23 protein-coding genes are annotated in these 23,298 nt (G+C 63.3%); 15 read left to right on the top strand and 8 right to left on the bottom strand.

What is annotated here, in order from left to right:
- Positions 1 to 81 precede the first annotated feature (81 nt).
- On the bottom strand, positions 82 to 594 hold the full coding sequence (locus KKP04_RS09640; RefSeq protein ID WP_215030049.1) for a CinA family protein: 513 nt from the start codon (positions 592 to 594) through the stop codon (positions 82 to 84).
- Between the two features lie 235 nt (positions 595 to 829).
- Between KKP04_RS09640 and KKP04_RS09635 the strand changes: the two genes are divergently transcribed.
- Positions 830 to 2,158 (top strand): ferric reductase-like transmembrane domain-containing protein, encoded by a 1,329-nt coding sequence (locus KKP04_RS09635; protein WP_215030040.1) that lies wholly within the window; start codon positions 830 to 832, stop codon positions 2,156 to 2,158.
- Between the two features lie 64 nt (positions 2,159 to 2,222).
- Here the strand turns inward: KKP04_RS09635 and KKP04_RS09630 are convergent, their stop codons facing one another.
- The gene (locus tag KKP04_RS09630) at positions 2,223 to 3,425 is read right to left on the bottom strand and encodes a bifunctional 2-C-methyl-D-erythritol 4-phosphate cytidylyltransferase/2-C-methyl-D-erythritol 2,4-cyclodiphosphate synthase (RefSeq protein ID WP_215030038.1); all 1,203 of its coding nucleotides are present in this window, start codon (positions 3,423 to 3,425) and stop codon (positions 2,223 to 2,225) included.
- A gap of 228 nt (positions 3,426 to 3,653) precedes the next feature.
- Here KKP04_RS09630 and KKP04_RS09625 point away from each other — a divergent pair, with 228 nt between their 5' ends.
- The 3 genes from KKP04_RS09625 (at position 3,654) to KKP04_RS09615 (ending at position 6,889) form a co-directional block, all read left to right on the top strand.
- On the top strand, positions 3,654 to 4,787 hold the full coding sequence (locus KKP04_RS09625) for a nitrogen regulation protein NR(II) (RefSeq protein WP_215030277.1): 1,134 nt from the start codon (positions 3,654 to 3,656) through the stop codon (positions 4,785 to 4,787).
- Positions 4,787 to 6,232, top strand: a complete 1,446-nt coding sequence (gene ntrC, locus KKP04_RS09620; protein ID WP_215030036.1) for a nitrogen regulation protein NR(I) — start codon at positions 4,787 to 4,789, stop codon at positions 6,230 to 6,232. Before KKP04_RS09625 ends, ntrC begins: the two co-directional genes overlap by 1 nt.
- Positions 6,233 to 6,406: 174 nt before the next feature.
- Positions 6,407 to 6,889 carry a TOBE domain-containing protein gene (locus KKP04_RS09615; protein ID WP_215030034.1) on the top strand — a complete coding sequence of 161 codons (483 nt, stop codon included), beginning with the start codon at positions 6,407 to 6,409 and terminating at the stop codon, positions 6,887 to 6,889.
- Here KKP04_RS09615 and KKP04_RS09610 read toward each other — a convergent pair.
- From KKP04_RS09610 to KKP04_RS09595, 4 genes are all read right to left on the bottom strand, one after another.
- Positions 6,804 to 7,229, bottom strand: coding sequence for a winged helix-turn-helix domain-containing protein (locus KKP04_RS09610; protein WP_215030032.1), 426 nt, complete (start codon positions 7,227 to 7,229; stop codon positions 6,804 to 6,806). The genes KKP04_RS09615 and KKP04_RS09610 overlap by 86 nt on opposite strands.
- A 152-nt stretch (positions 7,230 to 7,381) precedes the next feature.
- Positions 7,382 to 8,002: a glutathione S-transferase family protein gene (locus KKP04_RS09605; protein ID WP_215030030.1), complete on the bottom strand. Its 621-nt coding sequence runs from the start codon at positions 8,000 to 8,002 to the stop codon at positions 7,382 to 7,384.
- Positions 8,003 to 8,152: 150 nt separating this feature from the next.
- Positions 8,153 to 8,716, bottom strand: coding sequence for an NADPH-dependent FMN reductase (locus KKP04_RS09600; protein WP_215030028.1), 564 nt, complete (start codon positions 8,714 to 8,716; stop codon positions 8,153 to 8,155).
- Between the two features lie 101 nt (positions 8,717 to 8,817).
- Entirely contained in the window at positions 8,818 to 9,516 is a 699-nt protein-coding gene (locus KKP04_RS09595) for a GntR family transcriptional regulator (RefSeq protein ID WP_215030025.1), read from the bottom strand.
- A 614-nt stretch (positions 9,517 to 10,130) separates the two neighbouring features.
- On the opposite strand from KKP04_RS09595, the gene lipB reads away from it, so the two are divergent.
- The 4 genes from lipB to KKP04_RS09575 all read left to right on the top strand — a co-directional run bounded on the left by lipB (position 10,131) and on the right by KKP04_RS09575 (position 15,287).
- Complete coding sequence (lipB, locus tag KKP04_RS09590) at positions 10,131 to 10,802, top strand: lipoyl(octanoyl) transferase LipB (protein WP_371818750.1); 672 nt, start codon at positions 10,131 to 10,133, stop codon at positions 10,800 to 10,802.
- A gap of 78 nt (positions 10,803 to 10,880) precedes the next feature.
- Positions 10,881 to 12,179, top strand: a complete 1,299-nt coding sequence (locus tag KKP04_RS09585) for an NUDIX domain-containing protein (protein ID WP_215030019.1) — start codon at positions 10,881 to 10,883, stop codon at positions 12,177 to 12,179.
- A gap of 54 nt (positions 12,180 to 12,233) precedes the next feature.
- A complete protein-coding gene (locus KKP04_RS09580; RefSeq protein WP_215030016.1) occupies positions 12,234 to 14,540 on the top strand; it encodes a hypothetical protein in 2,307 nt (768 codons plus the stop codon).
- A gap of 183 nt (positions 14,541 to 14,723) precedes the next feature.
- Complete coding sequence (locus tag KKP04_RS09575) at positions 14,724 to 15,287, top strand: type 1 glutamine amidotransferase domain-containing protein (RefSeq protein ID WP_215030012.1); 564 nt, start codon at positions 14,724 to 14,726, stop codon at positions 15,285 to 15,287.
- A 67-nt stretch (positions 15,288 to 15,354) separates the two neighbouring features.
- On the opposite strand, the gene KKP04_RS09570 is transcribed toward KKP04_RS09575, so the two are convergent.
- Positions 15,355 to 15,735, bottom strand: a complete 381-nt coding sequence (locus KKP04_RS09570) for a hypothetical protein (protein ID WP_215030009.1) — start codon at positions 15,733 to 15,735, stop codon at positions 15,355 to 15,357.
- Positions 15,736 to 16,003: 268 nt separating this feature from the next.
- Between KKP04_RS09570 and KKP04_RS09565 the strand changes: the two genes are divergently transcribed.
- Positions 16,004 to 16,258, top strand: a complete 255-nt coding sequence (locus KKP04_RS09565) for a hypothetical protein (protein WP_215030006.1) — start codon at positions 16,004 to 16,006, stop codon at positions 16,256 to 16,258.
- 247 nt (positions 16,259 to 16,505) lie between these two features.
- Here KKP04_RS09565 and KKP04_RS09560 read toward each other — a convergent pair whose 3' ends face one another.
- A complete protein-coding gene (locus KKP04_RS09560) occupies positions 16,506 to 16,940 on the bottom strand; it encodes a hypothetical protein (protein WP_215030004.1) in 435 nt (144 codons plus the stop codon).
- 231 nt (positions 16,941 to 17,171) lie between these two features.
- On the opposite strand from KKP04_RS09560, the gene KKP04_RS09555 reads away from it, so the two are divergent.
- The 6 genes from KKP04_RS09555 to lpdA all read left to right on the top strand — a co-directional run bounded on the left by KKP04_RS09555 (position 17,172) and on the right by lpdA (position 23,298).
- The gene (locus tag KKP04_RS09555) at positions 17,172 to 17,498 is read left to right on the top strand and encodes a septum formation initiator family protein (protein ID WP_215030002.1); all 327 of its coding nucleotides are present in this window, start codon (positions 17,172 to 17,174) and stop codon (positions 17,496 to 17,498) included.
- A gap of 126 nt (positions 17,499 to 17,624) precedes the next feature.
- Positions 17,625 to 18,632, top strand: coding sequence for a pyruvate dehydrogenase (acetyl-transferring) E1 component subunit alpha (pdhA, locus tag KKP04_RS09550; protein WP_215030000.1), 1,008 nt, complete (start codon positions 17,625 to 17,627; stop codon positions 18,630 to 18,632).
- A gap of 128 nt (positions 18,633 to 18,760) precedes the next feature.
- Entirely contained in the window at positions 18,761 to 20,170 is a 1,410-nt protein-coding gene (locus KKP04_RS09545) for a pyruvate dehydrogenase complex E1 component subunit beta (RefSeq protein ID WP_215029998.1), read from the top strand.
- Positions 20,171 to 20,177: 7 nt separating this feature from the next.
- A complete protein-coding gene (locus tag KKP04_RS09540; protein ID WP_215029996.1) occupies positions 20,178 to 20,456 on the top strand; it encodes a hypothetical protein in 279 nt (92 codons plus the stop codon).
- Between the two features lie 58 nt (positions 20,457 to 20,514).
- Positions 20,515 to 21,852, top strand: a complete 1,338-nt coding sequence (locus KKP04_RS09535) for a pyruvate dehydrogenase complex dihydrolipoamide acetyltransferase (RefSeq protein ID WP_215029994.1) — start codon at positions 20,515 to 20,517, stop codon at positions 21,850 to 21,852.
- 45 nt (positions 21,853 to 21,897) lie between these two features.
- The gene (gene lpdA, locus KKP04_RS09530) at positions 21,898 to 23,298 is read left to right on the top strand and encodes a dihydrolipoyl dehydrogenase (protein WP_215029986.1); all 1,401 of its coding nucleotides are present in this window, start codon (positions 21,898 to 21,900) and stop codon (positions 23,296 to 23,298) included.

Raw genomic sequence — 23,298 nt, 5'->3', positions numbered from 1 at the left:
TTCACAGGCGAAGATAAGGGATGGCGCGGCGTTTGCAATCTGGATCGCGTGGGAAGCCCGCAGGAACGCCCGGCAGGCGGATCAGCCAAGCGCGGCGGCTTCGATGAGAAGCGCCAACGCCGTTTCCACGGAGCGCGACCGAACCCCCTCGCGGCCGATATCGCCGAAGCGCTCCTCGCGGTGAAAGAGGCGCACGCCGTCCCCCGTCAACCGCGCCGCCGCGAAATGCACAAGCCCCACGGGCTTCTCGACGCTGCCGCCGTCCGGTCCCGCGACCCCTGTGATGGAAACGGCAATCCCCGCATGCGAGCGAGCGAGCGCGCCTTTCGCCATCGCGAGCGCGACCTCACGCGACACCGCGCCGTGCGCCGCGATCAGCGCCGGATCGACGCCCAGCATGTCGGCCTTCGCCTCGTTTGAATAGGTGACGAAACCCCGCTCGAATGCGCTCGACGAGCCGGGCACAGCGGTCAGCGCCGCCGCCACGAGCCCGCCGGTGCAGGATTCCGCCGTCGCGATGAAAAGCTGGTTCTCCCGCGCCTTCGCCAGCGCTTCCTCTGCCAGCGTTTGTATACGCTCGTTCAACTCACCCATTGGAGCCTCCTTTAATAGCTGGCGTGCCGCTATCCCGCGCGCGCGAGTGTCAGCTCTGCGCGAACATCGGCGCGGATTGCCGTTCGCGATGGCTCCTGACCGTTCGCTGACACGCGGCAACAGCAGGAAGTCACGCCCCTTCGTCCATAACGGGTAAAGCCAACACACACGCTGCGGGAGGATTGCTGCTTCGCGCGTGTCCAATCCGTTGAGACTAGCACACAAAGGAAACTTCATGTCGCGAACCAACCGCTGGATTAGCGGCTCCATTCTTCTTGGCATTTTCATTTACGCCATAGCACCAAATGCTTTCGGCGCGTTCAGCGATTCCGGTTTCTGGAGCTGGCGGCACGATATCGTGCTGCTGTCGGGCACCATTTCCTTCGTTTTGATGACGCTCGTGGTTCTCATCTCGACGCGAAATCCGATGCTGGAACGCCTCACGGGCGGCCTAGACAAGGGCTATATCATCCATAAATGGGCGGGCATCTGGGCGGTCAGCACGGGCACGCTCCATTGGCTCGTGGAGAAGACGCCGAAATGGACCTATAGCCTTGGCATCTGGCCGGAAAAGGTGAAAGGCGGGCATGCGGCACAGCCCGACTGGCAGGTTACGCTCTGGAAGTCGGGCAACGTGGCGGCCGAATATATGATCTACGCAGCAATCATTCTAGCCATCGTCGCGCTCAGCAACCGGATCCCCTATCGCTACTTCCGCTTCACACACAAGGCGTTTGCAGTTGCCTATCTCGTTTTCGCCTGGCACTCGGCGACCATCATGCTGAAAACCGACTGGTTCGCGACGCCGTCCGGATACATCGTCCTAGCGCTTGCCCTCGCCGGGTCCATCGCGGTGTTGCAGGGCCTGTTGGGGTTCATCGGCCTGTCACGGCGGGCCGAAGCAGTGGTGACAGCATTCCGCGACCATGGCGGCGTCCTCGACATCCGACTTGGGGCGACGAGCGGCTATGCCATGGCGCACAATCCGGGGCAGTTCGCGTTTCTACGCTTCGACCACGACCCAGAGCCACATCCCTTTTCCTTTGCGTCTTCAGGGAAAGACGCAACAAATTTCCGTTTTGGTATCAAGGCACTAGGCGACTACACGACGAAGCTGGCCGAAAAGATCAGCGTGGGACAGACGGTGAAGTTGGAAGGCCCGTATGGCGGCTTCCATTTCGACCACGCCACGACACAGCAGGTGTGGATCGCGGGCGGGATCGGCATCACGCCGTTCCTCGCGCGGCTCGAACATTTGGCGGCGAATGGTGGCACCGACAGGCCAGTCGATCTGTGGTATTGCGCCGCTACCGCCGAAAACGCCAAGTGGCCCGCCGACCTCCGATCGCTATGCGAGGAAACCGGTGTGACGCTTCAAGTCATGGTCGCCGAGCGACAAGAGTTTCTGAATGCCCGCACCGTCGCGGAAACGACAGGCACGGTGGATGACGTCAGCGTGCTGTTCTGCGGCCCGCAAGGCTTCGCCGGCAACATCCTCGACGGCCTGAAGGCGCGCGGTTTCGCTGAACGCAACTTCCATTACGATGCGTTCGGCATGCGCTAAGAATTCCGCCGCCGGATGGAGTCGTTCGGCGGCGGATATCAGACCCGGCAAGCATGCATCGCCCTCAGCGCGCGGCGAACACCACGGTCGCGGAAGCAAGCGCGGCGATGCCCTCGCGGCGGCCGGTGAAGCCGAGTTGCTCGCTCGTGGTCGCTTTCACGCTCACGCGCTCCATCTCGATGCCGAGGATTTCCGCCATCCGCGCGCGCATGGCGTCGCGATGCGGACCGACCTTGGGCCGCTCGCAGATGAGCGTCACGTCGGCGTTCGTGATGCGCCCGCCCTTTTCCACCACCATTGCCACGGCGTGCTTCAGGAACACGGTCGAATCCATCGCCCGCCATTGCGGGTCGGACGGCGGGAAGTGATCGCCGATGTCGCCCGCGCCGATGGTGCCGTAAAGCGCGTCGGTGAGCGCATGCAAACCGGCGTCGCCGTCCGAATGCGCCTTCAGCCCCTTGTCGTGCGGGATCTTGACGCCGCACAGCGTGACGTGGTCGCCTTCCTCGAAGGCATGCACGTCGAAGCCCGAGCCGACGCGCACATCCGGGAGCGCCACTCCGCCATTCGCGATCATGTCCGCCATCGCCAGATCCTCCGCAGTCGTGATTTTCATGTTTTCAGACGTGTTCGAGACGAGCGCCACGGAGAGGCCGTGCCACTCCGCAATAGAGGCGTCGTCGGTGAAATCGGTGCGCTCGCCCGCTGCGCGATGAGCCGCCATGATCTTCTCGTAGATGAATGTCTGGGGCGTCTGCGCGCGCCAGAGCGCAACCCTGTCCACGGTGCCTGCGCTTCGGCCATCCTCGCCCCGCTTCAGCGTGTCGGTGACGGGCGCAGCCGCGATCGCGCCGTCGGCGCATGACAGTGCCGAAATCGTGTCGGAGATGCAACGCGCTGAAATAAACGGCCGCGCGGCGTCGTGGATCAAGACCGCGTGCGGCTTGACGGCTTCGAGCGCGTCGAGCCCCGCCTTCACGGAAAGCTGGCGCGTCGCGCCGCCGGGGACGGGCCGGAGAAGCTTGTCCGTATCGAGCCCCGCCACCGCCTCTGCATAAAGCGCTTCGTCGCCCGCGCGGATAACGACGACGACAGCGGCGATTTCCGGATGGAAAAGAAAGGCTTCAAGCGTCCGCCGCAGGATAGGCTTGCCGCCCGCGAAGCAATATTGCTTCGGCCGTCCTTGTTTCTGCCCGGCGCGTACGCCGCTTCCCGCCGCCACGATCAGCGCCGCATTGACCGGCGGATGTTGGTCTTCTTCTTGCATATTTGAACGAACCGAAAAGGAGGAAACGCGCGGAAACCTTATAAGCTGCCTCTAAAACCGCCAAGAGCTTTCGCGAGCCTTGAGATTTGCCTGCTGACACGGGGGCCGAATTTGCTACAATGCCTAGAACTTAGTCGATCTGCATATCTGCCCAGCATTTGGGCAGGACAAGGTGCAGCCTCGGCTAGCCTGCCACATTCATCGGACAAGGCTCGCTTGCTGAAATCCATGGCTCCTCGCGACAAGACGAAGAAGACGTCGGACGCTGCCAAACCGCTCGATTTCAAGGCGCTGGTGCAGGGTCTGCCCCATGTCGTCGTCGTTGTCGATGGCACAAATCGCATCGTATTCGCGAATTTCGCCGCCGAGAATTTCTTCGGCCTTGGCGAAGCGCTGCTGAAAAAGCGCTCATTGCCTGCGCTCGTGGCATTCGCCAACCCCTTGACCGCGCTCGCCGATCAGGTCCGAAACACGCGCGGCGCGGTGAACGAATACGAACTCGACCTTGCGATGCCGGATAGGGCCCCCCGCTCGGTCGACGTGTTCGCTTCCCTGCTAAATGAGCGCGAGGATTACGTGTTGCTGATGCTTCAGCAGCGCAACATGGCCGCGATGATCGAGCGGCAACTGACCCATCGCGGTGCCGCGCGCTCCGTGTCCGCCATGGCCGCCGTACTCGCGCACGAGATCAAGAACCCGCTGTCCGGCATTCGCGGCGCGGCGCAACTCCTCGAAGCGGGCGCGTCCGAGGAAGACCAGCCGCTCGCCCAGCTCATCACCGATGAGACGGACCGCATCCGCGATCTCGTCGACCGCATGGAAGTGTTCGGCGACGAGCGCCCGGTGAGCAAGGACGCCGTCAACATCCATTCCGTGCTGGACCATGTGAAGCGCATCGCACGCGCGGGCTTCGCGCGGCATATCACCATCCAGCAGAGTTTCGACCCGAGCCTGCCGTCCGTGCCCGGCAATCGCGACAAGCTCATTCAGGCGCTGCTCAACCTCGTGAAGAACAGCGCGGAAGCCATCGGCGACAAGAACGACGGCGTCATCACGCTGTCGACGGCGTTCCGTCCGGGGCTGTCGCTGCGCCTGCCGAATTCCGATTCGAGCGTGAAGCTGCCGCTTGAAATCTGCGTGTCCGACAATGGGTCGGGCGTACCCGAAGACGTGAAGCCGCACCTGTTCGAGCCTTTCGTGACGACGAAGGCGAAGGGCGCGGGATTGGGCCTTGCACTCGTCGCGAAAATCGTCGGCGACCATGGCGGAGTGATCGAATGCGAATCGAGAAGCCGGCTGACCACCTTCCGTATGCTTCTGCCGATGTATCAGCCATCCGCGCGAAAGACGGGGGCGATCTGATGGGCCGCGGAAACGTACTCATTGCCGATGACGACGCTGCCATCCGCACGGTCGTCAACCAGGCGCTTGCCCGCGCCGGCTACAGCGCGCGCGCGACGAGCAACGCCGCCACGCTGTGGAACTGGATCGCGCAGGGCGACGGCGACGTCGTAATCACCGACGTGATCATGCCGGACGAAAACGCGTTCGACCTTATCCCGCGCATCAAGCGGATCCGCCCCGAACTGCCGATCATCGTGATGAGCGCGCAGAACACGTTCATGACTGCGATCACGGCGGCAGAGCGCGGCGCCTACGAATATCTTCCGAAGCCTTTCGACCTGAAGGAACTCGTGGCCGTGGTGGGGCGCGCGCTGCGCGAGCCGAAGGTGGCGAAGTCGTCCATGCAGGCCGACGCAGAGAGCGAGAATCTGCCGCTGATCGGCCGCTCGCCCTCGATGCAGGACGTCTACCGCGTCATGGCGCGGCTCATGCACACTGACCTCACCGTGCTCATCACGGGCGAGAGCGGCACCGGCAAGGAACTCGTCGCCCGCGCGCTCCACGATTACGGGCAGCGGCGCAAGGGACCGTTCATCGCCATCAACATGGCCGCCATCCCGCGCGAACTGATCGAAAGCGAGTTGTTCGGACATGAGAAGGGCGCGTTCACGGGGGCGGCGCAACGCTCGGTCGGCCGCTTCGAGCAGGCGGATGGCGGCACGCTGTTCCTCGACGAAATCGGCGACATGCCGATGGAGGCGCAGACGCGGCTTCTCCGCGTGCTTCAGGAGGGCGAATATATGACGGTCGGCGGTCGCGTGCCGATCAAGACCGACGTGCGCATCATCGCCGCCACGAACAAGAGCCTCGAAAACCAGATCGCGCTGGGCCTGTTCCGCGAAGACCTCTACTACCGCCTCAACGTTGTGCCGCTGCGCATGCCGCCCTTGCGCGAGCGCCTCGAAGACGTGCCCGACCTCGTGCGCCACTTCCTCAAGCTCGCCGAGAAAAGCGGCCTGCCGTCGAAGACCTTGACGCAGGAGGCGTTCGACCGCCTCAAGCGCCACACCTGGCCCGGCAATGTGCGCGAACTTGAAAACCTCGTGCGGCGGCTGTCCGCGCTCTACTCGCAGGAGTTGATTTCCGCCGACATCGTCGACAACGAACTATCCGCCCATTCGAGCCCGCCGCCGATGGATGCGGTGCAATCCGGCAAGGCGAAGCTGAACGAGTGGATGGAAGCGTATCTCACGGACTATTTCGGCGGCTTCGGCGACCAGCTTCCGCCGCCGGGCCTCTATGACCGTGTGCTGCGCGATGTGGAAGCGCCGCTGATCACGGCGGCGCTGACGGCCACGCGCGGCAATCAGATCAAGGCTGCGGAGCTTCTCGGCCTCAACCGCAACACGCTGCGGAAAAAGGTTCGCGAGCAGAAGATCCGTGTCGTGCGCAGCCCGGCTTGAGGTTGCACACTTCGGAAACAGGGCGTCGCGCGCCTCTATCAGGCGGATCCGCGCGGTCTGTGGCTCCGCCTGCGCCCTGAATGGCAAGCCGGGCTTGCATGTTTTTTGCAAACCGCTGTATCGCAATTCGATTGCGAGCCCAACGCTCGGAACACTCGATCCGTGGAACATCCCTTGCCGACCGCCAGCGCGCCGAAGAACAGGTTCAAGCTTTCAACCACGCTCGAAGCGCGTGTGCATCATCATAACGTCAAGACCGGCGTGACGACGCTGTTTCTCGGTGCGTTCGAATTGCGCGTGCCGCGCGTCGAGGCGGAGCCGGGCACGGGGGTCGCGGTCGAGATCGACGCGAGCGACGTTTCCATCGCGCTGTCGCGCCCGATGGACGTGTCGATCACCAACCGGTTGCCCGGAACGATCGTCGAGGTTGAATATCTCGACGCGCCTTTCGCGCGCGTCACGTTCGATCTCGGCGTCTGCAATCTGCATTCGCTTGTCACGTGGGAATCTGTCGAACGGCTTGCGCTCGAACCGGGCCTCAAGGCATGGGCGATGATCAAGACCATCGCCATCACGCAGATGAACGTGAATCCTGCGTCTCTTCCAGAGCCGCGCTCGATGTTCCCGTCTCAAACGCCCAATCGAGAGACGAAGTAAGCTCTTCGAGCGTCGCGGCTGCCGCGCGCGCGGAGCGGCGTTCGACGGAGCGGAACACCGCCACGATGCGCTCGCCGAACGGCGTCACCTCGGCACCGCCGCCGCGACGACCGGGAAAAGTGTCGAACACGCGCGTCTCGAAGGTGCGGTTCAACGCGTCCGTCATCAGCCAGGTCTTGCGATAGGAAATACCCATCAGCTTGCTTGCCCCGAGGATCGAGCGGCACCTCTGCACGGTCTCGATAAGCGCGATGTCTTCCTCGTCGAGACGGCCGCCGTTGGGCAAGGCGAGACTCACGTGAAGGCGCGCTTTTTCCCTCTGATTTACGGGTTGATCCATTGTCGCGTACTAGCCTCGTTACGGCGTCACCTGTCTTCTTTCTTATATAACACCGTGTTCGTGGCTTTTAAATGCTTACGAGGACGCGCCTTATGGCGAAGAACCGGCAGCCGAGGCGCGTCGCGAAGACAAAACGCGATGAACAGGTGGTGTCAGTTTTCGGCCGCTTCGCGCGCCAGAACCGCCTTCACCTTCTCGTCCGAAGCGATCCGGTCATGCAGGGCTTCGATGTTCGGGTATGCGCCCGTGCCCTCGGGCAGCATGCCCTTCGCCCAGCGGATCATGGGGAATGCATAGGCGTCGACCACCGACCGGCCGCCATCCAGGATCCATTCGCGGCCTTCGAGATGGTCGTTCAGGCTTCTGAGACGCTTGCGAACGAGGTCGCGGCCCGCCTCGCGCACGGCTTCTTGCGCCGCGTCCGATTTGTCCTTCGTGTAACGGTAGGGCATGAAGATCGGGAAGAACGACGGGTGCAGGTCGCCGGTGAAGTACGAGGACCAGCGATCGAGTTCGGCGGAGGCGCGCAATCCATCCTCGCCGCCCAGACGGGCTTCCGGGTGTTTGTGAGCGAGGTAATGAAGGATGGCGCCGGCTTGCGTCAGCACCCAGCCGTCATCTTCGAGCACCGGAACCGCGCCCGCCGGGTTGACCGCGAGGAGTTCCGGCGACTGATAGCCGACGCGGCGCTCTTCGTAGGGTTTTCCGATCCATTCCAGCACGATGTGAGGCGCAAGCGAACATGCGCCCGGAGCGTAATAAAGCGTTGTCATGAAGTCTCCGACAGGTTTCTGCATGGGTTTTGCCGGGAAATGTTCGCAAGGCAGCCCGGGTTCCTCGTCACCCTCGCTTTCAGGGACGGCGGCCACGCGTAGCTCGACGGCCGGGCTGGGACGCCCGAAACGCCTCGCTCGCCTGTTCCATCAAACTGTCTTCGCGTGCAATTCGACCCAGTGCGCAAAGGCTTCCATGAAACCGTGCAGGAATTTTCGCGTGCCGTCGTTGGCGATCTGCCCGTTTTCATCGAACAGCTTGTTGGCGCCGCCGATATAGGCTTCGGGCTGCTGCATGGCGGGGGCATTCAGAAACACCAGCGATTGCCTGAGGTGATGGTTCGCGCCGAAACCGCCGATTCCTCCCGGCGACGCGCTCACGACGGCTGCGGGCTTGCCCTCCCACACGCTCTCGCCATAGGGCCTCGACCCAACATCGAGCGCGTTCTTCAACACACCCGGCACCGAGCGATTATATTCGGGCGTAACGAACAACAGCGCGTCGAGCGGCTTGACCTTCGCGCGAAATTCCTTCCACGCGGCAGGAGTATCAACCTCCTCGTCTTCGTTGTAATGCGGCAGCGCGGCGATATCGACGAACTCGAACTTGAACTCGGAGGTGGCAAGTTCGACGAGCGCCTTGGCGAGCTTGCGATTAAGCGAGTCCTTGCGCAAGCTTCCGACAAAAACGCCGACAGTGTAGGGTCCGGTCATGGGAGCGCTTTCTTTAATTCGGCCACTCTTCATAACGTTCCAGACGCTTTTCCGTTCAGCGCGTCCGGTCGCCGCCTGCATGCGCATTCGATGCGCGCCGCTTATTCCGCGAACAAGCCGTGCTTTTCCACGTAGGCGGCGAGGTCCAGCGTGTAGTCGCGCACAAGCTTTTCTGCCTTGTCGCCGTCCCGCTGGCAAATCGCTTCCACGATCTCCTTGTAGAGGGCGAGGATGTGGCCCGGCCGCTCTTCATGCGTGATGCAGATCGTCCGGATCGCGCGAATGTGCGCAAACAGGTTTTCGGTCGTCTTCCTGATCAGTTCGCAGCCGCCGAGCGCGATGATCGCACGATGAAAGTCGAGGTTCGCCGGCGAAAACGGGTTCAGAAGTTCGGATGAGCCTTCGTGGTTGATCTTCTCAAAGCGCTCGAAAAGTTTCTTGAGCTGATCTTCCGTGGCCCGTTCCGCGCCGAGCCGGGCCGCGAGGCTTTCGAGCGCGGCGGCGACCACGATCATCTCGCAGATTTCGCGCTTCGATTTGCGCACGACGTAAATCCCGCGGCGGGGCACGGCTCGCACGAAGCCTTCCTGTTCAAGGAGGGTGAGCGCTTCGCGGATCGGTGTCCGGCTGACGCCGAGCTTCTGCGAAAGCTGCCTCTCATCCAGACGAATCGGCTCGATCTGACCGTAAATGTCCATCTGCGTAATGGCGACTCTGAGGGCATCGTATGCAAGAGTTCTCAAACTCGTCCCGGCTTCGATGGGCACGATCTTCAGTTCTGGCTGGGCCGATGGTGCCACGTTAAAAGCTCCCCTGTCACGTTATCGAGTGGCTGAAATCGCCCGCTGGCACGGGGGTCGAGGGCATGAAAAACTGCCATGCCCCTTAGTTGAACTCATTGGTATCATAAAAAAAAGACGCGAAAAAACCCACGCCCCCATATCGCAAGATCGTAACATCCCAAGTTTGGTTGGAACTTGATATAAATCAGAAAGCGGGCGGGTCGCCGGTAATTTCACGCGAGAAGCGAGTGGCAAATTGTATTGTCTTACAAGGGTGGTTCATTGCGTACAAAGCGGCCGCGCGCCCGTCGTATTGTATACATGCGAAAGCGCGCGGCGAGCGGAGATTGCCGTCCATGAGACCGTCAACCCCTGAGTGAATGATTAAATGGCCGGCACGAACTCCATAGCTTCGCCGATGCGCGGCAGGCGACTTTCGAAAGCGTTGACGCGATGTTACCGCGCGCCCAGGCTCTTGATCGGAGTTCGGTGAGTTCTCGTCGGCTGCGGGGCTTTGGAGGGGCGAACGCGGGACAACGCCCCAAGCCCCGCAGTAACGCGAGACAGGTTGAAGTATGGCGTGGAGGCGTTACGCTTCAGTAAAGGCGCGGATAGCCGGGAGAGAGAATTACGTGGATCACGCCGTCGCCGCTTTTGCGAACAGGCTCATTGCGCACCGTGACGCGCTTGGCGATGTAACCGGCGTCGAGTGGCGGGAAAGCGCCGACCTCGTGCCGTATGAGGTCTCGGTCGCCGACATGGAGGCGCGTGCGGCGGCCATTCTGGCAGGCGATGCGCCGGAACTTGTCTGGTTCCTCGAACATCCGCCGCTCTACACGGCGGGCACCAGTGCCAGGGCCGCCGATCTGCTCGACGCCACGCGCTTTCCCGTCTATGCGGCGGGACGCGGCGGGCAATACACCTATCACGGTCCGGGCCAACTCGTCGCCTATGTCCTCCTTGATCTGAACCGACGCGGCCGCGACGTGCGCCGCCATGTGCGTCGGCTTGAGGATTGGGTGATCGCGGCCCTCGCGGACTACGGCGTGGCGGGCGAAGCACGCGACGACCGGCCGGGCGTCTGGGTGCGCGATGGCGCGCGCGCGGACAAGATCGCGGCCATCGGCGTTCGCGTGCGCCGCTGGGTGACGTTTCACGGCACGGCGATCAACGTTCGGCCGGACCTTGCGCATTTCGCGGGCATCGTGCCCTGCGGGATCGACGACGCGGGCGTGACCTCGCTCGAACGGCTGGGCGCGCTACGCCGCTGCGTTGAAACGCCGAATGCGGCGCCTCTGTCCTGACACGATTGCGGCACACTCCAGCCCGGCCGCCGTGGCGATTGTCGTGTTTGCTTTTTCAATTTTCAGGGAGAGCCGCCCATGCCTGAGCAGGCGAAGCCGTCGCGGGTGAAAATTACGGAGCACGCCCGCGTTCTCGATCTGTTTTTCAAGGTCGACGACTATCTCATCTCTCACGAACGGTTCGACGGCCAGATGAGCGAGCCGCGTTCGACGCTCGTCTTCGAGCGCGGCGATGCCGTGGGCGCCCTTCTTTACGATCCCGAGCGGCGGAAGATCATCACGGTGTGCCAGTTCCGCCTGCCGGTGCATCTGCGCGAACCGGGCCGCGGCTGGATGGTTGAGGCCGTCGCCGGCATGCTCCATGCGCCAAGTGGCGGCGAACTCGAAACGCCCTACGACTGCGTCATGCGCGAGACGCAGGAAGAAACCGGCTATCAGCTCACGCGGTTGACACCCATCGGCAAATATTTCTCGTCGCCCGGCGGCAGCACGGAAATCATCCATCTTTTCTATGCCGAGGTTCGCAAGGTCGACCAGACGGAGAAGGGCGGCGGCAACGAGACCGAGGGCGAGGACATCGAGATCGTCGAGTTCGACATCGACGATTTTTTCGACAGGGTCGTCGCGGGCGAGTTCCAGGATCCGAAGCTCATCATCGCCGGGCAATGGCTGATGGCGCGGCGCGGCAGCCTCGCCGCCGAATACGACTCCCGGACCTCGCGGACTTTCGTCGCCGAACTCAATCCGCGCCAGAAGATCGGCATCAAGACCGGCAATGTCTCCGCCACCAAAGATGTTGAGGCGTGGGTCAACTCCGAAAACACCGACATGCAGATGGACCGCTTCTTTCGGCGCTCCGTGTCGGCGACGATCCGCGTGCTCGGCGCGAAGAAGCATGAGGACGGCAAGTCCATCTACGAGGATACGATCGGACTGGAACTCACGAAGGCCATGCGCGGCCGCAACTTCGTGACACCCGGCACGGTGCTTGAAACCGAGCCGGGCGAACTCGAAAAAACGCATAACGTGAAGCGCATCTTCCACGTTGCGAGTGTGGCGGGCGACATCGGCACCGGCATATCGACGACGCTCGCCAATATCGAGCGGTCTATTGAGGCCGTGCTGCTCGCGATCTCAAAACGGCGCTGCCGTTCGGCGCTGATACCGCTGTTCGGCACGGGGCAGGGCGGTTTCCCGGTGAGCGAGGTGGTGCCGGTTCTCGTCAAGGGCGCGCGCGAATTTTTCGCCGGTAATCCGAAATCGGCTTTGCGCGAAATCTACTTCGTCGCCTATTCCGAAGGCGATCTCGCCCGCCTGAAGAACGAAATCCACGCCGCGACCGGGGTTGCGCCCGTCGAGGTGGAGGCGGAGGAATAGCGTCTCGGCTATGGGGGGGCAGCAATGGGCTTGTCGATCACTCCGCGGAGGCGCGTGAGCCTTCGCCTGCTTCGCGCGCGGCGCATGCGGCGCGGCATGCCTTGGGATCGTGTCTTTCGTTATCTTTCGGATACGTTTTACGTCACGCCGATCCTGATCGGGATCGCGTCGGCCTGTCTGTTCGCCTTCGTGCCGCAGATGCAGGAAATCTATCTGGCTCTGATCGAGAGCCAGGATATCGCGCGCGGCGGCGTCGGCCTTCTGGCGGTGGGGCTGTTCGCGGCGCTTCTCCACGCGTGGAACCATGTCGAGGTGACGCGCCGGATCGACCGTATCTATCCCGAACACGCCGATATTCATTTCGACCGCCGCATTTTCCGGCTGCGCGACATTTACTGCGCCATCGCCGCGAGCTTTCCGTTCATCGGCATCCTGTTGGGGCTTGCACAGGTCTATCGGCATGTCCTCGATGCGGAACGCCTTCTCGATAGCGGCGGTCTCCCGCAAGGCCACGCGCTCGGCTCGCTCTCCGATCTGCCCGACCTCGTGATCGCGAGCGGCGGCGCGACGGCCCTGATGTGGGTCGCAGTCCTTGCCTTCATGCTTCGAAGCGCGAGCCACGCCGCGCTTGTGCGGTTTTGCTCCGCGTTTGCGCTTGCGCTTGCCATCGTTCCGGTGCTGGCCCCCGAAACGACACTCGATGCGACGCGCCTTGTCGGACCGCTCGTCACGACCGCGCTGGTGCTGATTGAGATTGCCGTCCTCGTTCGCGTCGTCGTCATCGGGCTGACGAGCTTTCTTTGGCTACTGAGGGCGCTGCCGTCATGGGCGCTCCTGTCGACGGGGTGGCTCCCGTCGGGAGTCCGTTACGCTGTCGTGGCAGCGCTACCGCTCCTCGCCTTCGTCTTTCTCGTCAGGGGGATCGTCGCCGAGCGGCCCGGCACTCCTCCGCTGCGCGCGGCGGCGCTTGAGCACGCGACGGCCGATCTGGAAACATCCTTCAAGACGTGGCTGCATCAGCGCAAGCCCGTTGGTTCGGGCCGCTATCCCGTCTTCATCGTCGCGGCGCAGGGCGGCGGCATCTACGCGGCGTCATCGGCCGGGGCATTCCTCGCCACGATGCAGGACCATTGCCCGGCGTTTGCGCGGCACGTGTTCGCGATCAGCGCGGTTTCGGGCGGCGCGGTCGGCGCGAGCCTGTTCACGGCCGCCTTCGCCGAAAGCAAGGCAAGCGGGCGCGCGCCCAAAGCGGCGGAGGACGTGGAACCGGGCTGCGGCGATTTCGTCGAGCCGCGTGAACTGACGAAGCGGCTGCGGACGATCACACAGGCCGACCACATCAGCCCGGTGCTGGCGTTTCTGATGCCGGATTTCATTCGTGGCTTATTCCCCGCGAACATGGCGAGCATGCGGGTGCCGGGCACTCCGGGCGACGGGTTGCCCTTCGTCGCCATGGGGCGAGACGCGATCCTCGAACGGAGCTTCGTCGAGAGCTTCATGGCAAGCGATCCGTCCGGCAACGACGGCAAGGGCGGGCCATGCGATGGACAGGATTGCATCGCCCGACTCGCCGCGCCTTACTCCACAATCTGGCCCGACGCCGCTAACCCGGACCTGCCCGCGCTTCTTCTCAACGCGACCTGGGTCGAAACGGGCTACCGCGTGGCGTTTTCTCCGTTCGATCTGCACTCCTTCGGCGGCGGCACCCTCTATTCCTTCCGCGACGTGGATGCGAAAGCCCCCGATCCTTCGCTGATCGGCGCGGCTGTGATCAGCGCGCGCTTTCCGGTCTTGATGCCCCCCTTCGTCTTCGAACTCGGGGGCGGTCAGCGCCTGACCTTCGTCGACGGCGGCTATGCCGACGCCTCGGCCACGGCGACCGCGCTCCAGCTTTACGAGGAGGTGAAGCGGATCGGCGGCGACGATGTCGACGTCTATCTCATCGCGCTGACGGACAAGCTGAAGGCGCTGACCCCGAAGGATGTCGAGCCTGCGGGGCTTGAGCCGGTGCGAAGCTGGATCTACGACACCATATCGCCCCTGACGACGCTGCTTTCCGTGCGCGACCTGCAATCGCGCAAGGCGGTCACCGAGGCGAGCAAGGCGCTGGGCGACCGCATGATCGTCGTGCAGCTCGACCATCGCGCCTTCCCGCTTCCGCTTGGCTGGAAGCTTTCCGAGCTTTCGAGCGATATCATCCGCCTGACCATCGGCAACCCGGCGGTTTGCACGGAGCCCGGGACGGTGAAGGCGTCCGACGAGGGCGTGAGGATGGCGATCCGAAACAGCTGCGAGCTGAAGCGCATCGTTGCACTGCTCACGCCGAGGATTATCGGAAGCTGGGAGCTTTCGCCGGATTAACCGCCGGTTCGACGTCTTGCCGCGAAGCATCCGCCTGGAACAGCCGGTGCGCCGGAACGTTCGCTTTTCATGACGCGCAGTTCGACGCGGGACGCGCAACAACGCCGTGCGCGCGCCATGCGGACACAGACCCGGCGCACGCGCATGGATCAACCTCCCGCGCCGCGAACCAAGGAGGACAAGATGGCCGACAACATTCAGGGCAAGAAGATTGCCATCCTCGCGACGAACGGTTTCGAGCAATCCGAACTGGAAGTCCCGCAGAGGAAGCTTCGTGAGGCGGGGGCGACCGTGGAAGTGGTCTCGCCGGAGACGGGCGAAATAAGGGGCTGGATCGAAAAGGATTGGGGCAACCCGGTGAAGGTGGACCGTGCGCTCGCCGAAGCCCACGCCAGCGAATACGACGCGATCGTGCTGCCGGGCGGGCAGATCAATCCCGATCTTCTGCGCGGCAATCCGCAGGCACTTTCCTTCATCAAGGACTTTTACACGGAAGGCAAGACGGTGGCAGCAATCTGCCACGCGCCGTGGCTCCTGATCGAGACAGGCATCGTCAAAGGCAAGCGCGCGACAGGATACAAGACGATCCGCACCGATCTGGCCAATGCGGGCGCGGAGTTCGTGGACGAGGCCGTTGTGACGGACAACGGAGTGATCACGAGCCGCCAGCCGTCAGACCTCGATGCGTTCTCGGCCAAGATCATCGAAGAGGTGGGCGAGGGCAGGCACGAGCGCCGCGCCGCGTAGACACGATCCGAAAAGAGACCCCGGCGCCGTTTGCGGCTTAAGGGTCCATTGAGGGTCTCGCGTTCGATTATCCGAGCCTCGCGCGCCCGCTTTTGCCGTCGTCTCGGCGCCACTGGACCTCGGTCGGGGAGAGGCGCTTCATGGTGAAGCAATGCGTCTCGCCCGACATCCAGCGGTTCCAGCGAACGCAGAGCTTGCTCTCCGCGACCCACCAGCGACCGCTATCCTTCGTCGTGGTCTCGCCGTCGAGCAAGGCTAGTTCGGTTCGCCCGCTCACCTGACCGTTTGCGGCATAGCGGATCGGCACTTCACCCATAGGCGTGCTGATATAGACGGTTTTTCCAGCGACCGCGCTATGGAGGGCCTGACCGATAAGCGCTTCTTCACCTGCGTCGGCGGCTGCGAGCGGCAGGGCGGCGAGGAGAATGGGCAGGACAAAACGCTTCATCGGGATGGGCTCTCTCTGTCGATTGATGGATTGACACGTTAACATTCGTTAACGCATCGAAAATCCGTCGCATTCGGGCGAAATTGTGGTGGGGCGAAAGAAAGTTACAATTGTTCGCAAACCCCGACGAGACTGTGCACAACAGTCGCCAAGTTGGGTCTCGTGGCAATTATCAACGACGATCCTTGTATGGAACTGGTAGGCAGGTTATGACCAAAACCATTAAAGGGATTTAAGGGTTGCTCCGTCATACAAGGAGGCGGAAGCCGTGTTCACGGATTTCCTGAATGAAGATCAGATGAAGGCGCTTGAGGCCGCGATTCGGATGGCCCGCTCGAAGCACGGGATCCATCGCGTTCCGATGAGCGACGGCGAAGCCTACGCCTATCGATTCAACTCGGAAGTCGTCTGGCATGTCGAGGGAGCGGATCGCGCCAACATGGCGAAGGGCATCGTTCCTCTGATTCGGCCCACCGACTGCAAGGTCATCCCATTCGATCGACGCACAGCTGCTCAGACCTGATCGCCTTCCCCCCCGCCCCTGCATCAAATTTGAGTCGTCGAGCGTTCTGAATCCCGGTCGCATAAGGCTTGTGCCTGGAAAGCCGCTCCGTCGCGTTCCATGAAACGCGACGAGGGCGCTTTGGCACGTTCGCCAACCATCAGAGCACTCGTCCGCGCTTTCGCGACGAGCGCGCGCCGGCGAAACAACGCGAGCGTAGCCGCCGACATTTCGTGCGCGCGGGCTGTCGCTTGTTGAGAGCTTCCGCTCAGATCGCGCCCATAATTTCCTGCACGACGAGGCAGCGGCGCGGGTTTCTTTTCCCGAGATAGAAGCCGAATTCACCTTTGTAGTAGGTGCTGCTGGTCACGCTCTGGAAGTCCGACACCTTGCTTTCGGAGCAGGGCTTTTCGGAGACGCCGAGCTTTATCGACGCAATCGTGACGCCGTTGCAGGCGGTCGGGGTCGCAAGCGCGAAGGTGCCGCCGTTCGTCAGCGTGAGGGCGCATTTTTCGGCAGGCACGGCCACTGCCTTGACGCCGGGGGCGAGCTGCGGCTGTGTGGCGGGAACGTTAATTGTTGTTGCTGCCGATGGCGCGGCGGCGACGTGCACTTTCTTCTGATCCTGTGCCTTGATCCAGATTCCCAACACCAGAAGACCGGCAATAAGGAATGCCAATTTCCGCGAAGTGCTGTCAGACATGTCCATTTCTCCCTACGGAAGGGCTCGCCGAGGGCGGAGCGCCCATATTATTCGATTAAAGTTTGCGCGTTAAGTTTCCCCTAACTTTGTGGACTAACCGCTTCTATTTTAACAAAGATTAGGCATCCCTGCTGCGGCCGGGCGACGCACCGGCAATCTGCCGCCGAAAGCAGCGTTAACGGTTTTGTATTCGCCCTCGATCATAATTAGTGCCGGGAAGATGGAGGGAGCATGACACAGCGGCGAAACGGGCGTCTTTTGCGGCAGCTCGGCCTGCTGGTCCTTTGTCTGTCGGCGATCGCCTATGTGGCGTCGGAGGCCGTTCGCGGCCCGCATGGCCTGATCGCGAACGAGCTTCTGCGCGCCAAGATTGTTGATCTGAACCGGGATCTCACCGCGCTGAAACGGGAGCGCGCGAGGCTCGAACGGGACGCCGACCTGCTCGGCCCCAAGGCGTCCACGCACTCCGATCTTCTCGACGAGCAGGCCCGCACTCTTCTCGATCTTGCGCGGCCTGCCGATATCGTGATCGTAAGCGGGGGAAAAGCCGCTCGATAACCTTCGCTTGTGCGAGATAACCGGGTGGCGCGCGCCTCGCAAAACCCGTATCTAAAAAGATGACTGCGGGACGAATCAGCGCACCCGGCAGAACCGCGCATTCTCCCCCCAAAGACGAGGCGCATCATGCTCGACGATCTTCGAAACGGAACCTCGCCAAAAGGCCATCCGCCGGAATTGTCTCGCGACGAGGAGTTGCACGCCTACCGCGAGATGCTTCTCATCCGCCGCTTCGAGGAAAAGGCGGGCCAGCTCTACGGCATGGGCCAGATCGGCGGCTTCTGCCACCTCTACATCGGGCAGGAAGCGGTCGTCGTCGGCATGCAGATGACCGTCCGCGAAGGCGATCAGGTCATCACCGCCTATCGCGATCACGGCCATATGCTCGTCTGCGGCATGGACCCGAAAGGCGTGATGGCGGAGCTGACCGGGCGGCGCGGCGGCTACTCGCGCGGCAAGGGCGGCTCGATGCACATGTTTTCTGTGGAAAAGAATTTCTACGGCGGGCACGGTATCGTCGGCGCGCAGGTGCCGCTCGGAACGGGGCTAGCCTTCGCGAACAAGTATCGCGGCAACGGCAATGTCTCGCTCACTTACTATGGCGACGGCGCGGCCAATCAGGGTCAGGTCTACGAAGCCTTCAACATGGCGGAGCTGTGGAAGCTGCCTGTCGTCTATGTCGTCGAGAACAACAAGTACGGCATGGGCACAAGCATCAACCGCGCGTCCGCGCTCACGAATCTGTCGCAACGCGGCGCGAGCTTCAACATCCCCGGCCGGCAGGTCGACGGCATGGACGTGCGCGCCGTGAAGGAAGCGGGCGAGGAGGCCGTCGCATGGGCGCGGTCCGGCAAGGGGCCGTACATCCTGGAAATGCTCACCTACCGCTATCGCGGCCACTCGATGTCCGACCCGGCGAAATATCGCTCGAAAGAGGAGGTCGACAAGATGCGTCACGAGCACGACCCCATCGAGATGGTGCGTCAGCGTCTCATTGCGTCCCGCCGCGCGACGGAAGACGACCTCAAGGCTGTCGACAAGGAAATCCGTGCCATCGTGAACGAGGCCGCCGATTTCGCGCAGACCGATCCCGAGCCGGACGTGACCGAGCTTTATACCAACGTTGTGAGATAGCTTAGGAAAATCCGAGCGATGAGCACAATTTCAGAACGGCGAAAGACACATGACGATGTTGTGTAAAGGCGCGACCGCAGGGTTCGCGGCTTCCCTTTCCTTCATGGCAAAGACGCGGCGGTAGAACGATGGCGACACAAGTTTTGATGCCCGCTCTTTCTCCCACGATGGAGGAAGGCAAACTCGCGAAATGGGTGAAGGCCGAGGGCGACGAGGTGCGCTCCGGCGACGTAATCGCGGAAATCGAGACCGACAAGGCCACGATGGAAGTGGAGGCAGTGGATGAGGGCAAGATCGGCAAGATCCTCATTCCCGCCGGCACCGAGGGCGTAAGGGTCAACACGCCCATCGCGATCATCGTGGCGGACGGCGAGGAAGCAGGCGCATCGCTCAACCGCGCAGGCAAGACGAACGGGGCACATGCCCCGGCGGACGCCGCGACCGGCGGCGGGGAAGCCGCGCGCGCTTCCGTCGACGTGCGTGTAAAGGACGCCCGCGAGGATGCCGCGCCCGCTGCCTGGGACGCCGCGTCGGAAATCCCCGAAGGCACGGAACTCGTGCAGATCACCATGCGCGAGGCGCTGCGCGACGCCATGGCCGAGGAAATGCGCCGCGACGACGACGTGTTCGTCATGGGCGAGGAAGTCGCCGAATATCAGGGCGCGTACAAGATCACGCAGGGGCTGCTCGACGAATTCGGCGCGCGCCGCGTGGTCGACACGCCGATCACGGAAGCGGGTTTCGCGGGGCTTGGCGTCGGCGCGGCCTTCGCGGGCCTGCGCCCCATCGTCGAGTTCATGACGTTCAACTTCGCGATGCAGGCCATCGACCACATCATCAATTCGGCGGCCAAGACGCATTACATGTCCGGCGGACAGATCGATTGCCCTATCGTGTTCCGTGGACCGAACGGCGCGGCCGCGCGCGTCGGCGCGCAGCACAGCCAGGAATATTCCGCGTGGTACGCGCATGTGCCGGGGCTGAAGGTCATCGCGCCGTCAACCGCCGCCGACGCGAAGGGCCTGCTCAAGGCCGCGATCCGCGATCCGAACCCGGTGGTGTTCCTCGAAAACGAGATCCTTTACGGCATAGCTGGCCCCGTGCCGAAGGGCGACGACTGGCTCGTACCCATCGGCAAGGCGAAGATCGCGCGGCCGGGCAAGGATGTCACCATCGTTTCGTGGTCGCGCGGCATGGTCTACGCGCTCGACGCGGCAAAGCAGCTTGAGGCCGAGGGCATCGACGCCGAAGTGATCGACCTTCGCACGCTTCGCCCGCTCGACATCGACACCGTGCTCGCCTCCGTCCGCAAGACGAACCGGATCGTGACGGTGGAAGAGGCGTGGCCCGTGTGCTCCGTCGGCTCCGAGATCGTGGCGCAGGTGGTGGCGAAGGCGTTCGATTACCTCGACGCGCCGCCGACGAAGGTTTCCGGCGAAGACGTGCCGATGCCCTACGCGGCGAACCTCGAAAAGCTCGCGCTGCCGAATGCCGACCGCGTCGTCGAGGCCGTGAAGGCCGTCTGCTACAAGGGCTGACACCGCGATGCAGAAGCGCTCCCCATGGTCACGATATGGCGACGGCCACGCGGCGGATTTCGAAGCCTCGGGCACGGACTATTTCGTGATCGTGACGGACGCCTATCTCAACACGCGCTACCGCATGCCCGCCGACCGACCGGTCGACCGCAAGACCCTCATCGAGGACATCGACGACGAGATCGAAGCTATCGCGGACGCGAAGCTCGCGCGCGGCGAGGCGACCCAGCCGATGGGACGCCGCGCGGCCCAAATCGTGATCGACGCGGGCGATGCTGCTTCTTAGGTTTGTGAACTTGTTCTTCGCGGGCAGATCCGCCGCCCCGCGCTTCAGGGATAATGCCATGCCGACACCGATCCTGATGCCCGCCCTTTCGCCCACCATGGAGCAGGGCAAGCTCGCGAAATGGCTTAAGAAAGAGGGCGACAAGGTTGCTTCGGGCGATGCCATCGCCGAAATCGAGACCGACAAGGCCACGATGGAAGTCGAGGCGGTGGACGAAGGCACCATCGGCAAGATTATGGTGGCCGAAGGCACCGAGGGCGTGGCGGTAAACACGCCGATTGCGCTGTTGCTCGGCGAAGGCGAGGACGCCGCCGCGTTGAAGAGCTACGGCGCGGAGCCGCCGCAGCCCGCGCCCGCGAAGGCCGGGCAGGAGGCCGAACCGGTGAAAGTCGAGAAGGCGAATGGCGCGCCCGCCGCCTCGCAAGTCAACGGCCATAATGGCGCGAATGGGAGCCGCGTCTTCGCCTCGCCGCTCGCGCGCCGCATCGCGAAGGACGCAGGCATAGACCTCGGCGCCGTGAAGGGCACCGGCCCGCATGGCCGCATCGTGAAGCACGACATCGAAGAGGCGAAAGCGTCCGGCACCGCGACGCCCGCCGCAGCCGCCGCGCCCGCACAGAACGGCGGCGCGCTGGTGCCGTCTCGCCTCGCAGCCGCGATCCCGGACGACCAGATCATCGCCATGTACGAGAGGGGCACCTACGAGCTTCGCCCGCTCGACAACATGCGCAAGACCATCGCCGCGCGCCTCACGCAGGCAACGCAGACGATCCCGCATTTCCGCCTGTTCGTCGAATGCGAGATCGACACGCTGCTCGAAGCGCGCCAGCGCATCAACATGCGCTCTCCGAAGGACGGCCAGCCCGGCGCGTTCAAGGTTTCGGTCAATGACTTCATCGTCAAGGCGCTCGGCCTCGCGCTTCAGCGCGTGCCGGACGCGAACGCGACCTTCACCGAGCGCGGCATCCTCCTGCATAAGGCGAGCGATGTCGGCGTGGCGGTCGCGGTGGAAGGCGGGCTGTTCACGCCCGTGATCCGCGGCGTCGAGCAGAAGTCGCTCGCCGACATCTCGAATGAGGTGAAGGATCTGGCCGAGCGCGCGAGAAAGCGCCGCCTCGCGCCGCACGAATATCAGGGCGGGACGACGGCGGTGTCGAACCTCGGGATGTTCGGCGTGGACAATTTCGACGCGGTCATCAACCCGCCGCACGCGACCATCCTCGCGGTCGGGCGCGGCGAGAAGCGCGCGGTGGTGAAGGGTGGCCAGATCGTCGTCGCGACGACCATGGGCTGCACGCTCTCGTGCGATCACCGCGTTGTGGACGGCGCGCTCGGCGCAAGGCTGCTTCAGGCGTTCAAGGGCTATATCGAGGAGCCGGTGACGATGCTGGCGTAGATCGGCATACCGGCAACGCTCAACGGGACCGGTTTCGGGGGACAGATGGCGGAAGCATTCGATGTCGCGGTGATCGGCGGCGGGCCGGGCGGCTATGTGGCGGCGATCCGCGCGGCGCAGCTTGGGCTCAAGACGGTGGTGATCGAGCGCGAACACCTCGGCGGCATTTGCCTCAACTGGGGCTGCATTCCGACCAAGGCGCTGTTGCGGACGGCGGAGGTGCTGCGGCTCGCGCAGCACGGCGCGGAATTCGGCATCAAGGCCGAGGGGATCAGCTTCGACCTCGGCAGGATCGTCGCGCGGTCGCGGCAAGTCGCGAACAAGCTGGCGTCCGGCGTGGCGTATCTCCTGAAGAAGCACAAGGTTACGGTGATCGACGGCACGGCGCGGATGAAATCGCGCGGCGTCGTCGCGGTGGCGGGCAAGGACGGCAAGCCGCTCGCCGAAGTCGAGGCGAAGCACATCATTATCGCGACAGGCGCGCGCGCTCGCGTGCTGCCGGGGCTAGAGCCGGACGGCAAGCTCGTGTGGACCTACAAGGAAGCGATGGTGCCCGACGCGCTGCCGAAATCGCTGCTCGTCGTCGGCTCCGGCGCCATCGGCATCGAATTCGCGAGCTTTTACAACGCGCTCGGCGTGAAGGTGACGGTCGTCGAGATCGTCGACAAGATCCTGCCCTTCGAGGACGACGAAATTTCAGCCCTCGCCCGCAAGAGCTTCGAAAAGCAGGGCATGACGATCCACACGGGCGCGAAGGTCGACAAGCTCGAAAAGGGCAAGGACAGCGTGAAGGCCACGCTCGCGCTGAAGGACGGCAAGACGCAAGCGGCTGAGTTCGACCGCGTGATCGTGGCGGCGGGCATTGTGGGCAATGTCGAGAACATCGGCCTGGAAGAACTGGGCATCAAGACGGACCGCACGCACATCGTGGTGGACGAGTTCTGCCGCACCACCGTGCCCGGCGTCTACGCCATCGGCGACGTGGCCGGTCCGCCATGGCTTGCCCACAAGGCGAGCCATGAAGGCATCATCTGCGTCGAGAAGATCGCGGGCCGCGATCCGCATCCGCTGAACGTGCGCAACATTCCGGGTTGCACCTATTCGCATCCGCAGGTGGCGAGCATCGGCATCACCGAGGCGATGGCGAAGAAGGACGGCCGCGAGGTCAAGGTGGGCCGTTTCCCCTATCAGGGCAACGGCAAGGCCATCGCGCTCGGCGAACCGGAGGGGCTGGTCAAGACGATCTTCGACGCGAAGACGGGCGAGCTTCTCGGCGCGCATATGGTGGGCGCGGAGGTGACGGAACTCATTCAGGGCTTTGGCGTGGCGAAGACGCTGGAGACGACCGAGGCGGAACTGATGGAGACGGTGTTCCCGCACCCGACGCTGTCCGAGACGATGCTCGAAAGCGTGTTCGACGCCTATGGGCGGGTCATTCATATCTGA

This window comes from Rhodomicrobium sp. Az07, from assembly GCF_018619475.1.
Lineage (GTDB): Bacteria > Pseudomonadota > Alphaproteobacteria > Rhizobiales > Rhodomicrobiaceae > Rhodomicrobium.
Note: the sequence above shows the minus strand (reverse complement) of the source record. Positions and strands in the feature narration are given on the sequence as shown.

Coding starts and splice junctions, on each gene's coding strand:
- KKP04_RS09640 (WP_215030049.1), bottom strand. CDS start 594: ATGGGTGAGTTGAACGAGCGTATACAAACGCTGGCAGAGGAAGCGCTG.
- KKP04_RS09635 (WP_215030040.1), top strand. CDS start 830: ATGTCGCGAACCAACCGCTGGATTAGCGGCTCCATTCTTCTTGGCATT.
- KKP04_RS09630 (WP_215030038.1), bottom strand. CDS start 3,425: ATGCAAGAAGAAGACCAACATCCGCCGGTCAATGCGGCGCTGATCGTG.
- KKP04_RS09625 (WP_215030277.1), top strand. CDS start 3,654: ATGGCTCCTCGCGACAAGACGAAGAAGACGTCGGACGCTGCCAAACCG.
- ntrC (WP_215030036.1), top strand. CDS start 4,787: ATGGGCCGCGGAAACGTACTCATTGCCGATGACGACGCTGCCATCCGC.
- KKP04_RS09610 (WP_215030032.1), bottom strand. CDS start 7,229: ATGGATCAACCCGTAAATCAGAGGGAAAAAGCGCGCCTTCACGTGAGT.
- KKP04_RS09605 (WP_215030030.1), bottom strand. CDS start 8,002: ATGACAACGCTTTATTACGCTCCGGGCGCATGTTCGCTTGCGCCTCAC.
- KKP04_RS09600 (WP_215030028.1), bottom strand. CDS start 8,716: ATGACCGGACCCTACACTGTCGGCGTTTTTGTCGGAAGCTTGCGCAAG.
- KKP04_RS09585 (WP_215030019.1), top strand. CDS start 10,881: ATGCCTGAGCAGGCGAAGCCGTCGCGGGTGAAAATTACGGAGCACGCC.
- KKP04_RS09575 (WP_215030012.1), top strand. CDS start 14,724: ATGGCCGACAACATTCAGGGCAAGAAGATTGCCATCCTCGCGACGAAC.
- KKP04_RS09570 (WP_215030009.1), bottom strand. CDS start 15,735: ATGAAGCGTTTTGTCCTGCCCATTCTCCTCGCCGCCCTGCCGCTCGCA.
- KKP04_RS09560 (WP_215030004.1), bottom strand. CDS start 16,940: ATGTCTGACAGCACTTCGCGGAAATTGGCATTCCTTATTGCCGGTCTT.
- KKP04_RS09555 (WP_215030002.1), top strand. CDS start 17,172: ATGACACAGCGGCGAAACGGGCGTCTTTTGCGGCAGCTCGGCCTGCTG.
- pdhA (WP_215030000.1), top strand. CDS start 17,625: ATGCTCGACGATCTTCGAAACGGAACCTCGCCAAAAGGCCATCCGCCG.
- KKP04_RS09545 (WP_215029998.1), top strand. CDS start 18,761: ATGGCGACACAAGTTTTGATGCCCGCTCTTTCTCCCACGATGGAGGAA.
- KKP04_RS09540 (WP_215029996.1), top strand. CDS start 20,178: ATGCAGAAGCGCTCCCCATGGTCACGATATGGCGACGGCCACGCGGCG.
- KKP04_RS09535 (WP_215029994.1), top strand. CDS start 20,515: ATGCCGACACCGATCCTGATGCCCGCCCTTTCGCCCACCATGGAGCAG.
- lpdA (WP_215029986.1), top strand. CDS start 21,898: ATGGCGGAAGCATTCGATGTCGCGGTGATCGGCGGCGGGCCGGGCGGC.